This window comes from Legionella anisa, from assembly GCF_001467525.1.
In the GTDB taxonomy this organism is placed as follows: domain Bacteria; phylum Pseudomonadota; class Gammaproteobacteria; order Legionellales; family Legionellaceae; genus Legionella; species Legionella anisa.
Map to the genome: position 1 here is coordinate 413944 of NZ_LNXS01000019.1, position 20639 is coordinate 434582.

Below are 20639 nucleotides of genomic sequence, written 5' to 3' on the forward strand. Positions count from 1 at the left end.
GCTTCTTTCACTCCTGACTCAAATGGGTTCGCCTCTCATGCATGGTTTCTACACTATTAATTACCGTTTGCCGACATATTTCTTGCATCACAGGAATCTCTTTCAGAGGCACACCTTCATGAATGGTATAAGCAATTAGAAAACTATCGCGCCACATTTTTTCATTTCGTTTTTCCTTGGCTTTCATCCATAGAGAAACCCATAAAAAATGAAATTGCCATTTGTCACGATGCAATTCCATTTCTTCGGAAAATACAGCGTCCATGGCTTCCTCCATACGACATACCCTAATCCCGTCGACAAAACTGCTGTTATGGTTAACGATTTTATCAATTAAAGGATTTTCCAAATACCAAGATTCAGTAAATGATTTAGTTTTGAGCCAGGATTTTGTACGTCGCAAAGATTCGGAAATCACTTCTTGAGTAAATGGTGTAACTTGTATGCTTAGTTGTTCAAAGAGATAATCTATATCCAGCGTTACAGGCCGCAAACGTATCCCCAGTAGTTCCTGGATTTCTAAAAACTGCACATTGGGAATCTCACCTTTCTCTATTGTAACTGTCAAGAAATGCTCTACCATCATTGTAAAATAAGAGAGATCCACTTCACGCAAAGTCACATTTTCATCAAAAGCCTGAGTGTAATAATTCTTGACATCCTTTGCTGAAACTGAAGGTGTTATCCATGCATCTTTAAGACCTAACTCATACTTTAATAACAAGCCACAAAGTCTATTTTTCCTATGTTTACGCACATGAAGAAAAACCCCTTGCGATCCCGTGCCATCTACTTCTGTAGCGCGAATGATTGCTTTAGCTACTTCAGGTTCTGGTGCAAACACAACTCCTCGTTTGCGTTGGATTTTTATCCATGAATCAAACAGCTCATGAGAATGCTTTGGATACCAATACTTGATCGTCTGCAATCGTGAAAGGGAGATAGAAGAAAGCGTAACTACTCGTATAATTTGATCCAGCGTGTGAACAGCAATTTCACGAACCTCGGCTTTGGGATGCAATAAAATAAGTAAGGCAATATCTGCACCTTCTTCAATGTTGTATAAATCCGCCATAAGATCGACAAAGAAATCAGCTGGCATTGCATAACTTTGAGCGAAAAAATTTTCAGCGATTTCAAAAACATTAAGATCAGATAATTCATGGATTAAATCCCGAATTGCATCTAAATGCGATATAGGTTCGCCTTCAGGAATCAGCTCTTCTTCATCACTGGCGAGTTCGTAATAAGCATTTTTTAGATCCTCAGTCAATTCAACATGCGACTCATAAAAGGAATTTAATACGGGCAGCCAAAAGCTCAGTGTATGTTTGCGCAAATTGATCATTGCAGCTAAGTGATCCATCAATTGAACTAATGTTTTTGCAGTAATTTTATTATTGGATTCGGCCGCACCTTGCAATTGAGCAACACAAATATCTAAAGCAAAAACACAAGCAGAATAAACTGAAAGACCTTCATCCAGGTTTTCTTCTAAGTTACCGATGATCTCGGTTAATTTAAAAGCAAGTTCTGGTTGCTGGAAAAATAAAGTATATAACTGGGGATCTGGCTCCGCATTTTGTTCAATCAGGGCAGCCATTTCAGTAAGTAAGCGATACAGTTCTGGCGAATTACTGGTCATATCTTTTTAGGAACCTGTCTTGGCCTGCCTTCATCATCAATGGCAACAAAAATAAAAACGCCCTCAGTAACTTGATACGCTTCATTTTGGGTGGCAGGATGTGCCCATACCTCAACAGTGAATGTCATGGATGTGTTACCTTGTTTTATCAAAGTGACATAACAACTAACAAGATCACCTACATGGACTGCTTTTAAAAAACTCATGGAGTGTATAGCCACTGTGGCCACTCGTCCCATTGCTAATTTTTTTGCCAATATTCCTGCAGCCAAATCCATTTGCGACACTATCCAGCCACCAAATATATCGCCATTGGCATTAGTGTCTGCCGGCATTGCCAAAGTCTGGATAGTGAGTTCTCCTTTTGGAGTATTGGTCATGATCCACCATTCGTATTTTAAATTTTTATGTAGCCTGGGTGCAGCGAAGCGAAACCCGGGTTGAGAAGCTTATTCATAATCGGAAAAAACTGGGTTACGCTTCGCTGCACCCAGGCTACAATGCTATGTTAAAAATTATTAATTACGTTTTAACTTAGCTAATGCATCTGCCATTGCTGTATTAAATACCGTTTTTTTAACCGGCTCAACTTTTTTGGCCTCGGGTTTTTTCTTATGCTCCGTTTTTTTAACCTGAGGTGGCTTTTTCATTTCAGATGTTTTTGCTGGTTTTTTTATTGGTTGATTCGCAGGCTCATCTTCTAATTTCATACTTAAACCAATACGCTTTCTTTCCTTATCTACTTCAATAACCTTGACCGTCACAATATCACCAGCCTTTACGATTGTACGTGGATCAGAAATAAATTTGTTAGTCATTGCTGAAATATGTACCAATCCATCCTGATGCACTCCAATATCCACAAAAGCACCAAAATTGGTCACATTACTGACGACACCTTCAAGGATCATTCCTTCATGTAAATGTTGGATGTCTTCAACACCTTCCTTGAATTGTGCTGTTTTAAATTCCGGTCTGGGATCACGGCCTGGTTTTTCCAATTCACGCAACACATCTCTTATAGTAGGCAAACCAAATTGTTCATCAATAAAAGCTTCTGCATTCACACTATGCAATATTTCTTTATTGCCGATCAGTTTCTTAATATCAATTTTCTTATCCGCAATAATCTTTTCAACTAAAGGATAAGCTTCAGGATGAACACAAGAAGCATCCAAAGGATTGTCTCCATTCATGATACGTAAAAAACCTGCTGCCTGTTGAAAGGCTTTTTCACCCATGCGATTTACACTTTTTAATTCCATCCGGTTTTTGAATGCACCATGTTCATCGCGATAAAGCACAATGTTTTTGGCCAAAGCTTCATTAAGACCAGAGATATGTGATAACAATGCAGCTGAAGCGGTATTTACATCAACACCTACTGCATTCACACAATCTTCTACAACACCATCAAGACAACGAGCTAGGCGAGCTTGATTCACATCATGCTGATATTGTCCTACGCCTATGGATTTGGCTTCGATTTTGACTAATTCGGCAAGCGGATCTTGGAGACGGCGTGCGATAGAAACAGCACCTCTTAAAGTAACATCCAAATCAGGAAATTCCTGAGAAGCAATTTCAGAAGCAGAATAAACAGACGCGCCTGCTTCACTCACAATGACTTTAGTCAGTTTTAAATCAGGATACATTTTTATTAAATCAGTAACCAAGCGTTCTGTTTCGCGAGAGCCTGTTCCATTACCAATACTGAACAAATTAACCTGGTATTTTGCTGCCAATTTAGCCAAATCAGTCATCGCTTGATGCCATTCGTTTTGTGGCGCGAATGGAAAAATAACCGTGTAATCCAGCAACTTGCCTGTTGCATCAACTACCACCACTTTAACCCCAGTTCTAATTCCTGGATCGAGTCCAATGGTAATTTGTGGGCCTGCAGGTGCGGCAAGTAATAAGTCGCGTAAATTTCTGGAAAATACTTTTATTGCTTCTTCGTCTGCAATTTCACGTAAACGAGTAAGTAATTCCAGCTCCAACTTTGTAAATAATTTTATTTTCCAGGTCAGACGTACTGTTTCAAGTAACCAATTGTCCGCTTTTCTTTGTTTATCAATAATATTGAAATGGGTAGCTAATTTATTTTCACCATACGATAAATCATGCTCAGGTAAAGTAAGGCTCACTTGCAAAACACTTTCTCGACGTCCGCGGAACAAAGCCAAAGCACGATGTGAAGGAATTTTCTTAATTGCTTCAGAATAATCAAAGTAATCTGAAAACTTATTCACGGTTTCTTTTTTCTTGGAGCTGCCTGTTGATTTAACGATACCGTGCTGCCACAAGTATTCCCGTAATTCATTAATCAAATCTGCATCTTCAGCAAAATGCTCCATTAATATATGGCGCGCACCTTCTAAAGCTGTTTTTGCATCCTCAACACCTGCATCAGGATTAATAAATTGAACCGCTTGCTCTTCAGGATCCAGCTCAGGATTGCTCCAAAGTGCCTGGGCTAATGGATCTAAACCTGCTTCTATCGCAATTTGCGCCTTGGTACGACGCTTTGGTCTGAAGGGTAAATATAAATCTTCAAGACGAGTTTTGGTGTCTGCTGCTAAAATACTCTTTTCAAGCTCAGGGGTGAGTTTCTCTTGCTCACGGATAGACTGCAAAACGACAACACGACGCTCATCCAATTCACGCAAATAAAGTACGCGTTCATCAATAAAACGTAGCTGTATATCATCTAGTCCTTCAGTAGCTTCCTTGCGATAACGAGCAATGAAAGGAACTGTTGCCCCTTCATTGAGCAGACGAATGGCTGCCTCTACCTGCGCTGGTTTAACTTTAAGCTCTTGCGCAATAATTGCAGCTAATCTCAACATCTCTTGAGTCATTTACATCCCCGTAAAACATAAATATATAACAATGGATTATCTCACCCTAAACCTTACAGGAATTGAAACCTGGTGAAGGCGAAACCATAACCCGGGAATAGAGCATATCATTGAACCCGAGTGATGCCTTCCCAGGCTGCATGTTTTTATCCTAAAATCGCTCCACTTCTGTACCGTGCGAAGGGTGAGTCGTTAAAAAACCGCCACATTATTACTCAACAGTCACTGATTTGGCAAGATTACGTGGCTGATCAACATCTGTACCTTTTACAACAGCAACATGATAAGCCAACAATTGTAAAGGAATCGTGTAAATGATTGGAGCAACCCACAAACCACAGTAAGGTACTTTAATCAAACGTGCTCCATTTGCGCGCCAACTTTGGGTATCATCAACAAAAACAAATAACTGCCCCCCGCGGGCACTTACTTCATGTAAATTAGATTTTAATTTATCCAATAATTCATCATTGGGAGCAACAGCAACAACAGGCATGTTTTCATCAACCAAGGCCAAAGGACCATGTTTCAATTCCCCAGAAGGATATGCTTCAGCATGAATATAGGAAATTTCCTTTAATTTCAAAGCGCCTTCCAGAGCGACTGGGTATTGTACACCTCGTCCTAAAAATAAAGCATGTGCTTTACTAACAAAAAGGGAAGCAAGGTCTTCGATTTCCTCGTTCATCTTTAACGCACGTTCACAACACGCTGGCAGCTCCTGCAATTGCTTTAAAACTTCATTTGCCCGATTATCATGACCAAGCGCGGCAGCTAACATTAAAAAAGCAGCCAGTTGCGTAGTAAATGCCTTAGTAGATGCCACACCAATTTCCACTCCAGCGCGTGTTAAAAAAACACAGTCTGCTTCTCTGACTAAAGTACTTGTTGCCACATTACAAATAGCCAAGCTGGCCAAATACTCCATATCTTTTGCTTTTTGCAAGGCAGCAAGAGTATCTGCTGTCTCACCTGATTGGGAAACAGTGATAAATAAAGTATCTTTAGGTACAACTACATCGCGATAACGATACTCGCTCGCGATTTCAACCTGGGTTGGCAATCCAGCCAATGATTCTAACCAATATTTAGCAATCATTCCGGCGTGATAACTGGTGCCGCAAGCAACAATGTGAATTTGCCTTACCTGAGGAAATATTTGGGAGGCACGCTCTCCAAAACTGGATTTAAGCACCTCGAGACTATTCACACGACCTTCCAAGGTATCCGTCAGCACTTTAGATTGTTCGAAAATTTCCTTAAGCATAAAATGTCGATAAGGACCTTTACTCACCGTTTCAGCATCGCTCGTTAAAGGATGGAGCGGACGCTCAACAAATGATTTGGATGAATCATAAATTGCTATATTTTCTGAGGTAATCGAAGCACTGTCGCCTTCTTCTAAATAAATCACTGATTGTGCAAAAGATTTTAATGCCAATCCATCAGAAGCGATAAAATTCTCACCTATACCTAAGCCAAGAACTAAAGGACTACCTTTACGAACAGCAACAAGTTCCTTTGGCCTTTGTTGATGGATAACGCCTAAAGCAAACGCGCCTTCTATTTTTGCAGCTGCGGTTTGTACTGCTTCGAGTAAGTTTTCACTCTGGAGATAATAGTGATGAATTAAATGGGCAGCGACTTCAGTATCTGTTTCAGAGGTAAACTGATACCCTTTCATTACTAAATCATGGCGCAAGGTTTCATGATTTTCAATAATTCCATTATGTACCAATGCAATTTGCCCATGGGATAGATGAGGATGTGCATTTTGCTCTGAAGGCTTGCCATGTGTTGCCCATCGCGTATGTGCAATGCCTGTATTTCCAGCAATAGCTGTTTCTTGCATGGCATCAGCTAAATTTTGTACCTTACCCTGGATTCGCACGCGTTGTAACAGTTCATCATTATCGATTACTGCGATACCAGCAGAATCATAACCTCTATATTCCAAACGACGTAATCCTTCCAGTAAAATTTTACTGATATCCCTTTCAGACACAGCTCCAATAATCCCACACATACCCTGCTCCTCGTTTCAACAACCGCACATGAACGATATATCAATAAAAAAACGGCAATTATGCCATAAACATTTATAAATCACTAACATGTTCCGTGTTGTGAGCGAAAAAGGACGATGTCGCAAATTGCTCCTCTAAGATTCAATTTAAATGCTAAGAGTAGGTGTAGCGATCAATTGAGCGATTCTGCAAAAAGAAAACCTGGGCTACAGCAGTACTTTCACCCAGGCTATGCTGGAAAACTCTTAGCGACTCACAACTCTATTTACTCTATAGGATTTTGACACATTACATCATAACCATGGTATTTCATAGCTTTGCACACTTCAAACGCAAGCAATCCATGGGCACGTGTACTTGGATGAATTTCATCCCAGAATAAATAACTTTCAGGAGTATCACATACTTGATAGTTCTTGTCTCCTGAAGCAAAACTTGCATCTCTATATTGAAGTACTTGCGCATAACGTAAAACATAGTTGTTAGCAAAAGGCGAGCTACGGAATGCATCATACATAGGAAGTTTTACATCAATACACGCATCCGTGGTGTTAGTAAATCCATAATTTTCCGGATTCTTTAAAGCACGTTCAAAATAATCGCTCATGTCGATATAGAGAAAATTTGCATCAGGGTAAATTTTTGCCCATTCCTGCATACGATTTCGAAGTCGATCGTTGTGCATATCAATCGCATTATTCAAAACCTCTCTATCAGTGGTTTGCGCAACGCGAGGAGTGTCTCCTATATGAGGCAGCCCCATGATTACAAAACGACGTGCGCCAGCCTTCATTAGTTTCATCACAGCAGAACCCGCGCCGGATAAAACATTATCAACATAGGTACTCATCACTTCCGTGTTGTAATTATCTTCAAAGAACAAGACATTAATGTAATCATTATTACCTGAGAAAATAAAAAACACGGTTTCTTTACTTAAAGCGGGATGTTCTAATAAATAAGCTTGAACGGTTAAACCGAGGCTTGGAGGAACCAACTTACCTACAATTAGATTTTTGATTGTTCCTAATGGATGACGAATCAAATTCCACACCGTTAATTGATAATCATAAGTTGCAGTCCAGCTACCTCCAAACGCGCGGTTTAAATAAACCTCTTCATCCTCTGGGGCAATGGAAAGCATTTTTGCTAAATATTCATTCCATACCTGGCCATTGGAAAAACGCGCATTCCAGTAAGGTTTTCCGGGTAATACAGGAACTAATTTAATTTTACTCACCAAATTGGCAATATAAGGTGCCAATTGGTTATCAAAAAAATCAGTAACTATGGCGATACCTGAATCCAAAACCATTTGTGGCACATAATATTCTTCGGCAAACTCAACCATTTTATTGAGAACAAATACTTTAAAAGGGGCTACTAAAAAAGCGGGGTCTTCTTCCTGACGTAAACTTTTAAGTAAGTGGGTTGTATTCCCTGTATCAGACAAACTGTCGCCAAAAACCACCATAGACTTTACTGGAGTAGCGGCGAAACTCATGAAGGGAACAAATAAACAAAGGATTAAGAACCAACGCAACTTCCGGATGTAATGGGCCATATTATCTCCTTATAAAATAAAGCCGCAAATGAAAGCACTGATAGCTTTGGTATATAACAGTATGATCGCTGGTTCGTTTTTGTCAACGCATTTAGTATTTTTTGCTTCATATTTAAACCTGTGTCTCATTGAACGAGGCACTAACCTAGGATGCATTTAATTCAAGCCTATTGATTAAATTCTGTGTAAATGGTAATTTTTGCCGAATATTTTTGTTTCTATTTCAGGTAGTACAATGGAAAAAATAGTGATTGCGGCATTTTATAAATTTGTTTCTTTGGATAATTTTGAAACAATGCGCGAGCCTTTGCTTGCAAAAATGCATGAAATCAAAATAAAAGGTACCATCATATTAGCCTCTGAGGGAATCAATGGAAGTTTTGCCGGTACCCGTGGGCAAATGGATCTGTTTTATCAATTCATTCGGCAGGATGAACGTTTGGCAGATTTAAAGTTTAAAGAAACTTTTGATGATGAAAACCCATTTGAAAAATCTAAAGTCAAGCTGCGCAAAGAAATTGTAACCATGGGCATAAAAAATGTTGATCCTTTAAAATCAGCAGGAACCTATTTAAGTCCTGAAGAATGGAATGAATTAATTCAAGACCCCGACGTGGTATTAATCGATACCCGTAATGATTATGAATTTGAATTGGGCACATTCAAAAATGCCATCAATCCCAGTACTGAAAACTTTAGAGATTTTCCGGAGTACGTGCGCGAGCATTTACTTGATAAAAAAGATAAAAAAATTGCTATGTTTTGTACGGGTGGGATACGCTGTGAGAAATCCACTGCTTACTTAAAAGATCTGGGTTTCGAAAATGTCTATCATTTGTATGATGGCATTCTCAATTATATTGAACAAATGCCCAAACCAGAATCGCTCTGGGAAGGGCAATGTTTTGTTTTTGATAACCGAGTAGCAGTTGATGATCAATTAAATCGAGTCTATCCTCAATTACCACTGGATTACAAACATGATCGCAACAAAGAATAAATATGACAAATAAAAAACAATCCGATTCAACCATTGTGTTGAACCGTAAAGCAGGCTTTAACTATTTTATTGAGGATCAATACGAGGCAGGTTTAGTACTTGAAGGTTGGGAAGTCAAAAGTTTACGCGCAGGAAAAATAAATCTTTCCGATGCCCATGTTATTATTAAATACGGCGAGGCTTTTTTGCTTGGCGCCCAGATTAATCCACTCATCACCGCTTCGACACATTCTATTCCTGATCCAATACGTACTCGCAAACTATTATTGAATAAAAAAGAATTAAACCATCTCATCGGTAGCGTCGAACGCCAAGGCTATACTATAGTCCCACTTTCTTTATATTGGAAAAAAAATAAAGTCAAAATAAAAATAGCTCTGGCCAAAGGTAAAAAAGAGCATGATAAGCGAGACTCCATTAAAGATCGTGAATGGCAAAGAGACCGTTCGCGCATAATGAAAAAAACAGGGAGAGATTAATGAACATAGATGAATCGGTACCCGATTTTGCATTCACAGCAACCAATGGACTTAATTCTCGTTTGAACGATTATCGAGGGCAATATGTAGTTCTTTATTTTTATCCTAAAGATGCAACCCCAGGATGTACTATAGAAGGGCAAGACTTTCGGGATGCATACCCTCAGTTCCAAAAATTAAATACCCAGATATTTGGAGTTTCCCGCGACAGCTTAAAATCGCATGAAAATTTTAAAGCCAAGCAAAATTTTCCTTTCGAACTCATTAGCGATCCGGACGAACAGTTATGCCAATTGTTTGAAGTAATTAAAATGAAATCCATGTATGGCAAACAAGTTCGTGGCATTGAACGCAGCACGTTTATCATTGATCCTCAAGGAAAATTAATCAAAGAGTGGCGCAAAGTCAGTGTTAAAGGACATGTAGACGAAGTACTCAGCGCATTAAAATAAAATTTATTCTTGACTGAAACTCATCCCCTAAGCAGAATGAAAGAGGTAATCAAATAATTGTAGCCCGGGTGAAGGCTACACGTTTTACTCACAAAGGTGAATTTTATGGATAATAGCAATACCCGTCGAAAGCTGTTTGTACTTGATACCAATATTTTAATGCATGATCCTACTGCCATCTATCATTTTGAAGAGCATGACATCTATTTGCCAATGGTTGTTCTGGAAGAATTAGACAGCCATAAAACGGGTACATCAGAAGTAGCACGCAACGTACGTCAAACCAACCGCATGTTGGTGGAACTCATGAGTAATGCGTCTCACGAACAAATCGTATCCGGATTAACAATACCCAACTACCTCAACTCAGATAAAAAAAAGTGCAGCGGCAAGCTGTTTTTTCAGACCGATGAATTCGATCTGGTTGTTCCTACCACTCTTCCAGGGCATAAAGTAGATAATACGATTCTTGCCACTGCTTTGGGTTTACAAAAAAAATACGCAGGCAAAAAGCAAGTAATTATTGTATCAAAAGACATTAACTTGCGTATCAAAGCAGGAATACTTGGAATTTCCGCAGAAGATTACTACAGCGACCAGGTATTGGATGATGTGAATCTGCTGCATAGAGGCCTGCACATTCTTGATAATAATTTCTGGGATACCCATGCTAAAGATATGGGATCATGGCAAGAAAGTGGTAAAACTTTTTATAAAGTAACAGGACCATTAATCAATCAATGGAACCCCAATGATTGCATCAGTACTGAGGATGATCAATTTCAGGCGATTGTGAAAAAACTTGAAAGCGACCATGCAGTAATTCAGTTAATTCGTGATTACACAAAGCACTCGGTATGGGGAATTCACGCCAAAAACCGTGAACAGAACTTTTCTTTAAACTTGCTCATGGATCCAGAGATTGATTTCGTAAGCTTACAAGGTCCGGCTGGAACAGGAAAAACACTGCTCACCATCGCTGCAGGCTTAACCCAGGTCCTGGATCAAAATCGTTACACCGAAATTCTCATGACGCGCGTGACGATTCCTGTGGGTGAAGACATTGGTTTTTTACCCGGAACTGAAGAAGAAAAAATGACACCCTGGATGGGCGCTTTAATGGATAACTTAGAAGTTCTGCACAGCTCACAAGTAGGTGGCAGTTTTGGACGCGGAGCAACTCAGGATTTATTACAAAACAAAATTAAAATTCGCTCCTTAAATTTCATGCGTGGGCGTACTTTTTTAAATCGCTACATCATTATTGATGAAGCGCAAAACCTAACTCCCAAACAAATAAAAACTTTAGTCACCCGAGCAGGCCCAGGCTCCAAAATTATTTGCCTCGGTGATATCAAACAAATCGATACTCCATACTTGAGTGAAACCACTTCAGGTTTAACTTTTGCAGTCGATCGCTTTAAACACTGGGAACATAGCGCACATATGAGTTTAACTCGTGGGGAACGCTCAAGACTTGCATTTTATGCTGCGGAGCATTTATAGTAGTGGCTTTAAGGATTACCATGACTGACCATGCCATCACTTTTGATGACGTTCTACTTGTTCCTTCGTACAATCACCACGAATCAAGAAGAGTAGTAGAAACCACCAGTACCGATAGACTGAGTAAATTAACCCTCGAGCTTCCTGTAATCAGCTCAAATATGGATACTATTACTGAAAGTGACATGGCTAATTTCATGAGCTCTAAAGGCGCTATGGGCGCCTTGCACCGCTTTATGTCCATCGAAGAAAACATCGAAGAATTTAAAAAGTGTCACCATAAAGTTTTTGTTTCAGTTGGCTGTACTGCTGCTGAATTGGAACGAGCAGAAGCACTACGTGATGCAGGAGCTGACTATTTCTGTGTGGATGTTGCCCATGCGCATGCTAAATATGTAGGAAAAACCTTAAAAAGCTTGCGTCATATACTTGCTGACCGCTGTATTATGGCAGGAAATGTTGCCACTTACGCTGGCGCTGATTATCTTGCTTCATGTGGTGCTGACATCATTAAAGCGGGCATTGGCGGTGGTTCTGTGTGCAGCACTCGTATTAAAACCGGTTTTGGCGTACCCATGCTCACTTGTATTCAGGATTGTTCGCGTGCTGATCGTTCTATTGTTGCTGATGGTGGAATAAGAACTTCCGGCGATATCGTCAAAGCGATGGCCTTTGGGGCTGATTTTGTCATGATTGGTGGAATGTTAGCGGGCACATCGCCAACTCCTGGTGAAGTCATTCAAAAGAAAGATGGCAGCAAAGTGAAGCGTTATCGTGGAATGGCGTCCAAAGAAGCGCAAGAGAACTTCTTGGGACAAATGCATGAATGGAAAACTGCCGAGGGCGTAGCAACCGAAGTGCCCTTCAAAGAAAATCCTGATGCAATTATTGCAGACATAGTAGGGGGCTTAAGATCCGGCCTTACCTATGCTGGCGCGGATACAATCAGTGAACTGCAACGTAAATTAAATTATGTAGTGGTCACGCAAGCCGGACGCATCGAAAGTTTACCGCATAAGTTATTGAGTTAAAATAAATCATACATGGATTGTAGGATTGTAGCCTGGGTGAAGCGAAGCGGAACCCAGGTTAAATCGATCGAGAATAAGGTCCCGGGTTCCGCTTCGCTTCACCCAGGCTACAACTATTGCATGCCCTTAACCAAGTCAGAGCCTTCCTCCAAAGCAGGTTGTTCTGAGGGGGTAGGAGTTTTAGGCTTATCGGTCAACAAGTCATCCCAACCTTCCATATCGCCAAATGCTTCTCTGGCCTCCATCAATAAATCCTCAGATTGAGTGCTCTCAGGACTCTTCATCTGGGTCTCGCTTTCATCAAGCTCTTCCCCAGGCTCTTTTTTGCCAATGTTACTTACCTTCTCTGTAGCTGAATCTATGGCATCAACCAATCCCTTACTAATTTTGTCAGGAATAGAACCCACAGTATCTTTTATACTTTGAATCGCTTGGCCCACCGTAGTCTTACCGAAAGCTGTACTCAGTGCATCGACTTTATCATCTATTTTTTTTCCAATTTGTTCTTTTATATCTGATACTTTCTCGCCTATTGCATCGGTCAACCGGCCAACAGCTTGTCCTACTTCTGTTTTTTTCAATTTATCCCAACCAGCTTTGGCCACATCTCCTAATGCTTTATTTATGCTTCCATTAATATCTGCAACCAGCTTTTCCAAACTCTCAAGCAACTCAAGATTTGGGTCTTTCTTTTTGTCGCCACCTTCTTTTTGAGGAGTAGTAGCTTTTTTAGGCTCTTCTGGCTGAGGTTTCTTATCGTCATTACCCTTTGCTTTTGGCGCAGGCTTGTCCTCAACAGTAGGAGCAATAACTTGTGGCTCTTGAGGGGGTACAGGATTTGTTGGTTTGGTCTCTACTTTTGGATCAGTTTTCTCAGTACTCATAAAATCTTAACCTCTATAATCTACCCCTAATATATTAAAGATAGCACATTAAAAAAAACATTGCCTTTAATATAGATAGCATAGATCCAATATTTTCAGATACACTAAATCTTATCAAGATTTATTTTTTTATGAGTTGTTTTGGACCATAATTTACAATAATTTTTCAAAATAGAGTTCTTTTCATACTCAGTAGGAAAGAGGTCATATAAATGCAACTTACATATGGAATGATTATGAATCCTAATAATTTTCGCTTCATGCGCCGCGGCAAACAACTGTTTGATTTAAAAAGGGAGGATTTTTCACTCCTTAAACCAATTCGACAACTAGGAACAAAACAAGATCGCGCATTACTGCTTTTACACGGATTTACTTCTTCACCGGCTGTTTATCGCTATCTTATTCCTCAATTAAATCATTACGATGCTTTAGTCTGCCCTGCATTACCAGGGCATGGAGACAGTATCGCTGCTTTTGCACAAGCTACGGCCAATGATTCGCTCGAATGTGTTACCCAAGAATGTGATGCATTATTTAAGCAATACCAAAAAGTAGATGTACTCGGATTATCCTTTGGCGGCATACTGGCATGCCAGTTAAGTGCACATTTTACATTCAATCATATGTTTCTTTTAGCTCCTGCCTTTAAATTGCAGTTGAATACCCATCAGAATCTAAAGCTTCTTATCGCACTGCAAAAACTTGGATTTTGCGAACTACGAGGCAGAGCAGGGAATCTCGTCACCAATAAATATGCTGAAATATCCTACAGAAAGATTCCAATTCCTGCACTGATCGAACTGTTTACCCTGATTAATGAATATCAATGGGTTTCCCCAAACTGCCCCATTGATCTCTTTTTTGGTGCCCATGACATTGTTGTTGCCTCAAAAGAGGTCGAAAAAATGTTCTCTCATTTACCCAATACGACCATACATTGGCTCGCAAACTCAGCACATGTTTTACCATTAGATAATGATCTGGATATGATTGTTCAGTGCATTAATCAACGTATGCTGGGTGAAAAATCTTCTCCCTTGTTAGGAGAAGAGATGCTGGTGACTGGAATATAGTAGCCTGGGTGAAGCGAAACGTAACCCGGGTTTCCTTAACCCGAACTTTCCCCGGGCTACGGCTTTCACCTTCACCCAGGCTACAAATCTGCTGCCATTATTTACTTTAAGGAAACTGCTTGTTGTAGCGCGTGAAATCTTTCAAATCATATTGATTCCATTCACGCATATCCAATACTGAACCATTATAAGCCATAAAATCCGCGCGTGTGGTTGACAGATTAAAATAATAAATATCACTCGCATCAGTAGCCATAGTGCTCTGATGCTTCACCGCCGAAATCTCTGCAACAGAATGATCATGGGTCCTCACAAAACTACGTTGTGCACGTAAATAACGTCCTTTAAATCGTGCATTTCCCCAAAGCTCAACATCAAGTCGATTCACCGCACCTGCTAATTGAATCGTTGTTTTCTGTTTCGCACGTACCGTTAAGTTATCCGTTTTAACCCAATAAAAACTGATCCAAGCATTTCCCTGCATGGTTAAATTAGATAAATTGGCAACACCCGAAAGTTGTACCTTTGGACTTTCCTGCAAATGGATCTGTAAGCTTGGACTTGTTATTCCACTAATTTGCATAAGCCCTTTCCCTTTTATATCCAGGACACGCAAGCCAATAGATCCCCCTAATCTTACATTTCCAGTATTTATCAAATATACATCCAATATGCTGGTATGCAGCCTATCTCCTGTGATTAGAGGCGTACCATTAGCCATCAAGCGGTTAAGAAACTGGCCTCTAACATCAGCATAAACTGGACCAAATTTTGGATAACCACTGCCTAGAATCAAATACAGCGTGTTTTGTGTTACTTCGACTTTTATTGCCGCCAAATCACGCGCATCACCCGATAAAATCACTTCAGGTTTTTTATAACCTGTATGCAAACTGACATTGATTTGTCCTTGCAGATTAACCTGATTAAAAGCAGAGACTTGTCTGACTTGTTTTGTCTTAACTGCTTGCGGCGGAGGTAGCGGTTGTTTTTTTGGCGCATGATGTGCGCAAGAAGCTAATAAAAAGACAATTAGAATCAATAAATAACACCGCTTTAGCATAGGTTTCATTCCCGTATCAATAATTCCTCTACATTAGAGGAAGTTCCGACAATGTGCAAGGCTATCCAGACTGCTTAAAACCAGGTTTCTTTATTAAAATTAGAAAGCATGACCTTGACAGGACACGTGTCATTCACTTGAGAATTAGGCGCATTATCGATGAGTGACTCTAATGGTTCATCGAAAGGAATTAATGCGGGTAATTGAATATAAATATCAACCAATATGCCATTCCTGCAACCTAAATAAACTTTCCCGGAATTATTTTTACCAAATGCTTGGCCTACCATCTCCCGCAAAGCGGTTAAGGGTACCTTTTGCCCCTGATGCTCCGTTAAATACTGCCCCAAAACAGAGTGATCGACTGATTCAGTCAAACGCATGGCCAGTGAAAAATATTCATCCGCAGACAAAATTTGACAACTGCCGTGTTTATTCCATTCATGGCGTTCCAAACAACTTCCATAATGATAACTGGGCATAATTTTTTTTAACTGTTCCGCTACTTGGGACGATAAATTTAATGGGGGATAGGCACAGTGATTGGATTTCTGCTCTACACCACAATATCCATAACTTTGTCCGCAAGCGCTTTGATTGGGCCATAAACCGTGTAAGGTCAGATGTTTTGCTTGATAGGAATTTTTAGGTAAGTGCATACACTCTGGTTTACCTGCTTCATATCCATATGTTTGACAAAAACCCGGCTGCGAACTAAGCGCTAAGACATAAGAATCGGACATGCCCGCATGCGTATCACACGTGTCACCAAGTTTAACAGAAGCAACAACGTTGACAGAAAAAACAAGCAACAACAGGATAGTGAGCTTTTTCATTAAGACACTCCAGTCAGGCTTCTTTTGAATATTATACAGAAGAAGATGATGGACGCCAGTTTTTATTTTTATATAACTGCATTGAATTTTAATGAAAAATTTTAAATAAGGTGTCTATTTTAAATACTAAATAGCACTCTATTCTGTAAGGAGACACAGCGAAACCCGGGTTATGATAAAATCATCACCCAGGCTAATAATCTATTACAGGAGCGTCCCTTGGACCATCGTTGTCCAATAGGCGTTCTTTTCCATTCTCGGAGAAAAGACGGTCACGTTCAATTTTCGGCTGCTGCTTTTCAAGCTCATTGCAAAACTTCTCATATGATTCCTCATCAAATTCCAATGTCTTTTTTTCCTCGGGTTTAAATAGCGCATCCACGAGCATCTTCGTTGCAATCGCTAAGGCTATTACGGCAATAAGTACCGGTATAATCCCTAGTCCTCCCAGAGGAACCGCCACTAAACTTACGATAACAACGACAGGAACTAAAGCTTCAATCATAATACGACGTGCTAAATTTACTGATTGATAAATCATCATCTGTTTCTGATATTCTGTTTCTGCCTGAAGTTGCTTAATTTCAAGATAAAGAAGTTTTTTCTCATTCTCATCTAATTTTGGATTCGCTTTTAACAAGCGCAGTAACTCTTTTACTTTGTCATCATGATCCTGCTTTTTCTCTTGCAGTGTTTTATAGGTTTTATAGAGTTCAATGCCTCCTTTGACTGCATTATTAATAACAGTAAATGCAAGACACGCTGCCGCGCCAGCAATAACCATGATGCCTGCTACTGGAGCGGAGACAGGTGCAGCTAAGACAATAAAAGCTAACATAAGACCAACGGCATAGGCAATACTAGTGATATAGGATACTTTTTGCAGTTGCCACTCTCTGTCGCACTTTGTTCTCTCTCGTCGTAATGTACGTAGTTCCACCTCGATTTGGCGTTTTTGCCTTAGCTCATCATCCTGAAGTTGCCTTTCTTTTTCTTGGTCTAGGAAAAATTTTAATTGATTCTCTAATCTTTCGATATCTTGATCATATTGCAGCATGGCCTTTTGATATTTTGCTTTTTGCTCTGCAAATTCCAATGCAACCATAGCGATATCAAAAATTAAAAGAACAAGCGTTAGGGCATCTCCAGCAGTACCCAATGCGCCCGCTCCGTTAAGCTTAAAGAAGCAAAGCAAATTAGCCGTTCCCCAAAGAAAATCATTCAGTAACGCAAATTTTCTTTGTGACCATTGAGTGAGAAAACGCTCTTCCCACGGTATTTTTGCTTCCTCTTCACTCATCCATGAGCCTTTGATGGTATGTTTGAGCAATAAACCTAACTCCAGGAAAAAACGTGCATAATATAAAGTCCAGCTCAAATTTCCCGTGTAAGGATCTGGAGTTTTCATGGCGTCAGGTGCCTGTGCTGCATACATATAATCAGGCAGGTGACCAACTACTGTTTTTAAAAAAGTTGAACCCCAAACCCAATAAAGTCGCCCTTCATTGATTTTACCCATGTACTCTTTAATGTTCTTAGTCACGCCCCCAGATAAATCAACCATATCATTAGCCAATAGTTGCCCAAGAGGAATACCCAAATATTTTACTGGTTGTTCATCAACACCCTCTGCAAGGCTCTCAGCTTGAAACCTTTTGATCCTTTTTTGATATTCAGGATCCAGCTCCATAAGAAATTTTGAGCATCGTTTAATATGCTGATTATAGGTGTTTACGTTTTCAGTTTTCTGATATTCTATTTCGTGTTGTTTTTGCGCCAGCAAAAGCAACAGCGTAATTTTCAGATTAAATGCCAGCTCTTCTTTTTGAGCATCGTTCATATAATCGAACATGACTCGATCAGTCTGTCCCAATATCCCTAAATAAAAATCGAGTGAAGAAAGAAAATGATCGCTACGATGTTCTGTGTAGGCACGGTCAGTTACAGACCTGACCCAATCCAACTCATCTCCCCTTGCTCGTTTATAGAATTCAGAGCACGATGCCTTGAGTCGCGTATAATCCTCTACTTTTTTGTCATCTGGTTCCGGTTCAGGAAGTTTACGAACTTTGCGACCTTGTGCATCTGTGTATGCATGGTAAAGCTCATTGTTATACAAAATGATCGCATCATTACCATTTAACCAACTTTCGAGTTCGTCAATACTCTCTTCAGGGTCAAAATATAAACTAATAAGGCCACATTCAGCGCGGTTGAACCGTAGCAAGTCCTCGAAGCTCAAATCAGCAAGTTTCTTTTTATCTTTGAATGCATCTCTAAGAAAGGATTGCAGAACTGCGCTACTCGTTGCCATAATGTCACCTCTGTGTCATGAATTGCGGCGACTAATTCATTTAATCACAAAAAAATTAATATGTTCTTTTTTATAACATAGCACTAATTTTAAAAACAAGCTGGACATTCATTGATTTACACTATTGAAACTAAAATTTGCATAAAATAGTGAATCTTCGTAGGGATTAACTTCTTAGGAGACATTGTAGCCTGGGTGCAGCGAAGCAAAACCCGGGAAATTTTTGTTTGGAAAACCCGGCTTTCGCTTCGCTGCACCCAAGCTACAAATTTTTTATAAAACAATTATTAGGAAAGTTCGCGTGCGTAGATGTCATCAAAACGTTTAATATCATCCTCGCCTAAATACGCACCACTTTGAACCTCAATAACATAAAGTGGTTCATTACCGGGGTTGCTTAAACGATGAAGTGTATTTTGGGCGATATAAGTTGATTGATTTACTGATAAATTAATCGTTTGGGTGTCATTGATTACTTCTGCCTTTCCAGAAACAACAACCCAATGTTCGGCTCGATGCTGATGCATCTGTAAGGATAAGCGAGCACCAGGTTTTACCATAAGTCGTTTTACTTTAAAAGAAGCACCCTCAGCCAAAACTTCATAATATCCCCAAGGACGAGATACGCGTTGGTGATCTTGAGTCAATTGATGGTGATCTTTACTTAAAGAACTCACTAAATCTTTAACGTGTTGCGAATATTGCTTGTCCGCGACCAAAACAGCATCTTGGGTAGCAACAATGATTTGATCTTGTACACCTATTGCGGTCACTAAAATGTCTGTGCTGTGAATCAGGCAATTAGAGCTCTGCTGTGCAATCACTTTTCCTGTCACCGTGTTTCCGTCTTGATCGGGTGTATTCGCATCCGCTACCGCAGACCAACACCCTAAATCGCTCCACTGCATGGAAACAGGTATCACTGCAGCTTTATCCGTTTTTTCCATAATTGCATAATCAATGGACTCAGCCTCACAACGAGAAAAACATTCTAAATCGAGACGTAAAAAATCATGGCGATGCTGTGCTTTTAAAACAGCTTGCTGACTAAAATAATGGATGTCTGGTTGGTATTCGACTAATTCTTGAAGGTATACGTCCGCACGGCAAACAAACATGCCGCTATTCCAAAAATAATTTCCACTGGCAATAAATTCTTTTGCTTGCTCAAGTGCCGGTTTTTCTCTGAAACTTAAAACCTGTTGCACTCCATCCGTTAATGATAACCCTGCTTCTATATAACCATATCCGGTTTTAGGACTATCCGGCTGAATGCCAAAAGTAATTAAAGCATGATGGTCTGCAGCAAATTGTGCTCCTTTTAACATGGCTTCTTGCCATGCCTGATCATCAGCTATCCAATGATCGGATGGAAGTACCAACATCACTGCATCAGGACCGGCAGTTTGGGATAAATAATGCGCTGCGCAGGCAATTGCTGGGGCTGTATTACGGGCGCAAGGTTCCAGTAAATAAGTCATCGAATGAGTTAAATGATTTAATTGATCCTGACAAAGAAAATAATGCGCATCGTTACTGACAATAAGTGCATGAGTATTTACCAGATTCTGCGCTCTGTTCACAGTTTGTTGTAAAAGAGAGAGTTCACCATTTAAGGCCAAAAATTGTTTCGGATAATTTTTACGAGATAAGGGCCATAAACGAGTTCCTGAACCGCCTGCAAGGATAACTGGATAAAGAGTAGTCGTCATAAAGTTCCATGTTATGGCATAATGGGCGCATTCTAGCAGCATTTTAAACCTAAAAAAAGGTAACTTCTTAAGAAGACTGTACAAATTAAAATCGCCCAGGCCCTGCGACTTATCCGCAGAACGTAGGATGTGGTTCTTGCATGGGCTTATAGAAGTTAAAAATGAGTGAATTTTGGAGACTTATATACT

16 protein-coding genes are annotated in these 20639 nt (G+C 39.9%); 6 read left to right on the forward strand and 10 right to left on the reverse strand.

Going from position 1 to position 20639, the window contains the following annotated elements; genetic code table 11:
- Positions 1-7: 7 nt before the first annotated feature.
- The 5 genes from Lani_RS06125 to plaC all read right to left on the reverse strand — a co-directional run bounded on the left by Lani_RS06125 (position 8) and on the right by plaC (position 8097).
- Entirely contained in the window at positions 8-1645 is a 1638-nt protein-coding gene (locus Lani_RS06125; protein ID WP_019232842.1) for a hypothetical protein, read from the reverse strand.
- Entirely contained in the window at positions 1642-2025 is a 384-nt protein-coding gene (locus Lani_RS06130) for an acyl-CoA thioesterase (RefSeq protein ID WP_019232841.1), read from the reverse strand. The genes Lani_RS06125 and Lani_RS06130 overlap by 4 nt, the downstream gene beginning before the upstream one ends.
- A 138-nt stretch (positions 2026-2163) precedes the next feature.
- Positions 2164-4506 carry a Tex family protein gene (locus Lani_RS06135; RefSeq protein ID WP_019232840.1) on the reverse strand — a complete coding sequence of 781 codons (2343 nt, stop codon included), beginning with the start codon at positions 4504-4506 and terminating at the stop codon, positions 2164-2166.
- A gap of 211 nt (positions 4507-4717) precedes the next feature.
- The gene (glmS, locus tag Lani_RS06140; protein ID WP_019232839.1) at positions 4718-6532 is read right to left on the reverse strand and encodes a glutamine--fructose-6-phosphate transaminase (isomerizing); all 1815 of its coding nucleotides are present in this window, start codon (positions 6530-6532) and stop codon (positions 4718-4720) included.
- A gap of 266 nt (positions 6533-6798) precedes the next feature.
- Positions 6799-8097 (reverse strand): lysophospholipase/glycerophospholipid:cholesterol acyltransferase PlaC, encoded by a 1299-nt coding sequence (plaC, locus tag Lani_RS06145; RefSeq protein WP_019232838.1) that lies wholly within the window; start codon positions 8095-8097, stop codon positions 6799-6801.
- A 235-nt stretch (positions 8098-8332) separates the two neighbouring features.
- Here plaC and trhO point away from each other — a divergent pair, with 235 nt between their 5' ends.
- The 5 genes from trhO to Lani_RS06170 all read left to right on the forward strand — a co-directional run bounded on the left by trhO (position 8333) and on the right by Lani_RS06170 (position 12565).
- The gene (trhO, locus tag Lani_RS06150; RefSeq protein WP_019232837.1) at positions 8333-9097 is read left to right on the forward strand and encodes an oxygen-dependent tRNA uridine(34) hydroxylase TrhO; all 765 of its coding nucleotides are present in this window, start codon (positions 8333-8335) and stop codon (positions 9095-9097) included.
- A 2-nt stretch (positions 9098-9099) separates the two neighbouring features.
- A complete protein-coding gene (smpB, locus tag Lani_RS06155; protein ID WP_019232836.1) occupies positions 9100-9576 on the forward strand; it encodes an SsrA-binding protein SmpB in 477 nt (158 codons plus the stop codon).
- Positions 9576-10028, forward strand: coding sequence for a peroxiredoxin (locus Lani_RS06160; RefSeq protein ID WP_019232835.1), 453 nt, complete (start codon positions 9576-9578; stop codon positions 10026-10028). Before smpB ends, Lani_RS06160 begins: the two co-directional genes overlap by 1 nt.
- 105 nt (positions 10029-10133) lie before the next feature.
- A complete protein-coding gene (locus Lani_RS06165) occupies positions 10134-11534 on the forward strand; it encodes a PhoH family protein (RefSeq protein ID WP_019232834.1) in 1401 nt (466 codons plus the stop codon).
- Between the two features lie 20 nt (positions 11535-11554).
- Positions 11555-12565: a guanosine monophosphate reductase gene (locus Lani_RS06170; protein ID WP_019232833.1), complete on the forward strand. Its 1011-nt coding sequence runs from the start codon at positions 11555-11557 to the stop codon at positions 12563-12565.
- 113 nt (positions 12566-12678) lie between these two features.
- On the opposite strand, the gene Lani_RS06175 is transcribed toward Lani_RS06170, so the two are convergent.
- Positions 12679-13449, reverse strand: a complete 771-nt coding sequence (locus Lani_RS06175; RefSeq protein WP_019232832.1) for a hypothetical protein — start codon at positions 13447-13449, stop codon at positions 12679-12681.
- Positions 13450-13685: 236 nt separating this feature from the next.
- Here Lani_RS06175 and Lani_RS06180 point away from each other — a divergent pair, with 236 nt between their 5' ends.
- A complete protein-coding gene (locus tag Lani_RS06180; RefSeq protein ID WP_051045693.1) occupies positions 13686-14525 on the forward strand; it encodes an alpha/beta hydrolase in 840 nt (279 codons plus the stop codon).
- Between the two features lie 106 nt (positions 14526-14631).
- Here Lani_RS06180 and Lani_RS06185 read toward each other — a convergent pair whose 3' ends face one another.
- The 4 genes from Lani_RS06185 to Lani_RS06200 form a co-directional block, all read right to left on the reverse strand.
- The gene (locus Lani_RS06185; RefSeq protein WP_040522178.1) at positions 14632-15588 is read right to left on the reverse strand and encodes a GIN domain-containing protein; all 957 of its coding nucleotides are present in this window, start codon (positions 15586-15588) and stop codon (positions 14632-14634) included.
- A 74-nt stretch (positions 15589-15662) separates the two neighbouring features.
- Positions 15663-16424, reverse strand: coding sequence for a ribonuclease T2 family protein (locus tag Lani_RS06190; RefSeq protein WP_019232829.1), 762 nt, complete (start codon positions 16422-16424; stop codon positions 15663-15665).
- A 193-nt stretch (positions 16425-16617) separates the two neighbouring features.
- The gene (locus tag Lani_RS06195; protein WP_019232828.1) at positions 16618-18738 is read right to left on the reverse strand and encodes an AAA family ATPase; all 2121 of its coding nucleotides are present in this window, start codon (positions 18736-18738) and stop codon (positions 16618-16620) included.
- 287 nt (positions 18739-19025) lie between these two features.
- Positions 19026-20450: a mannose-1-phosphate guanylyltransferase/mannose-6-phosphate isomerase gene (locus Lani_RS06200; protein WP_019232827.1), complete on the reverse strand. Its 1425-nt coding sequence runs from the start codon at positions 20448-20450 to the stop codon at positions 19026-19028.
- Between the last annotated feature and the right edge of the window lie 189 nt (positions 20451-20639).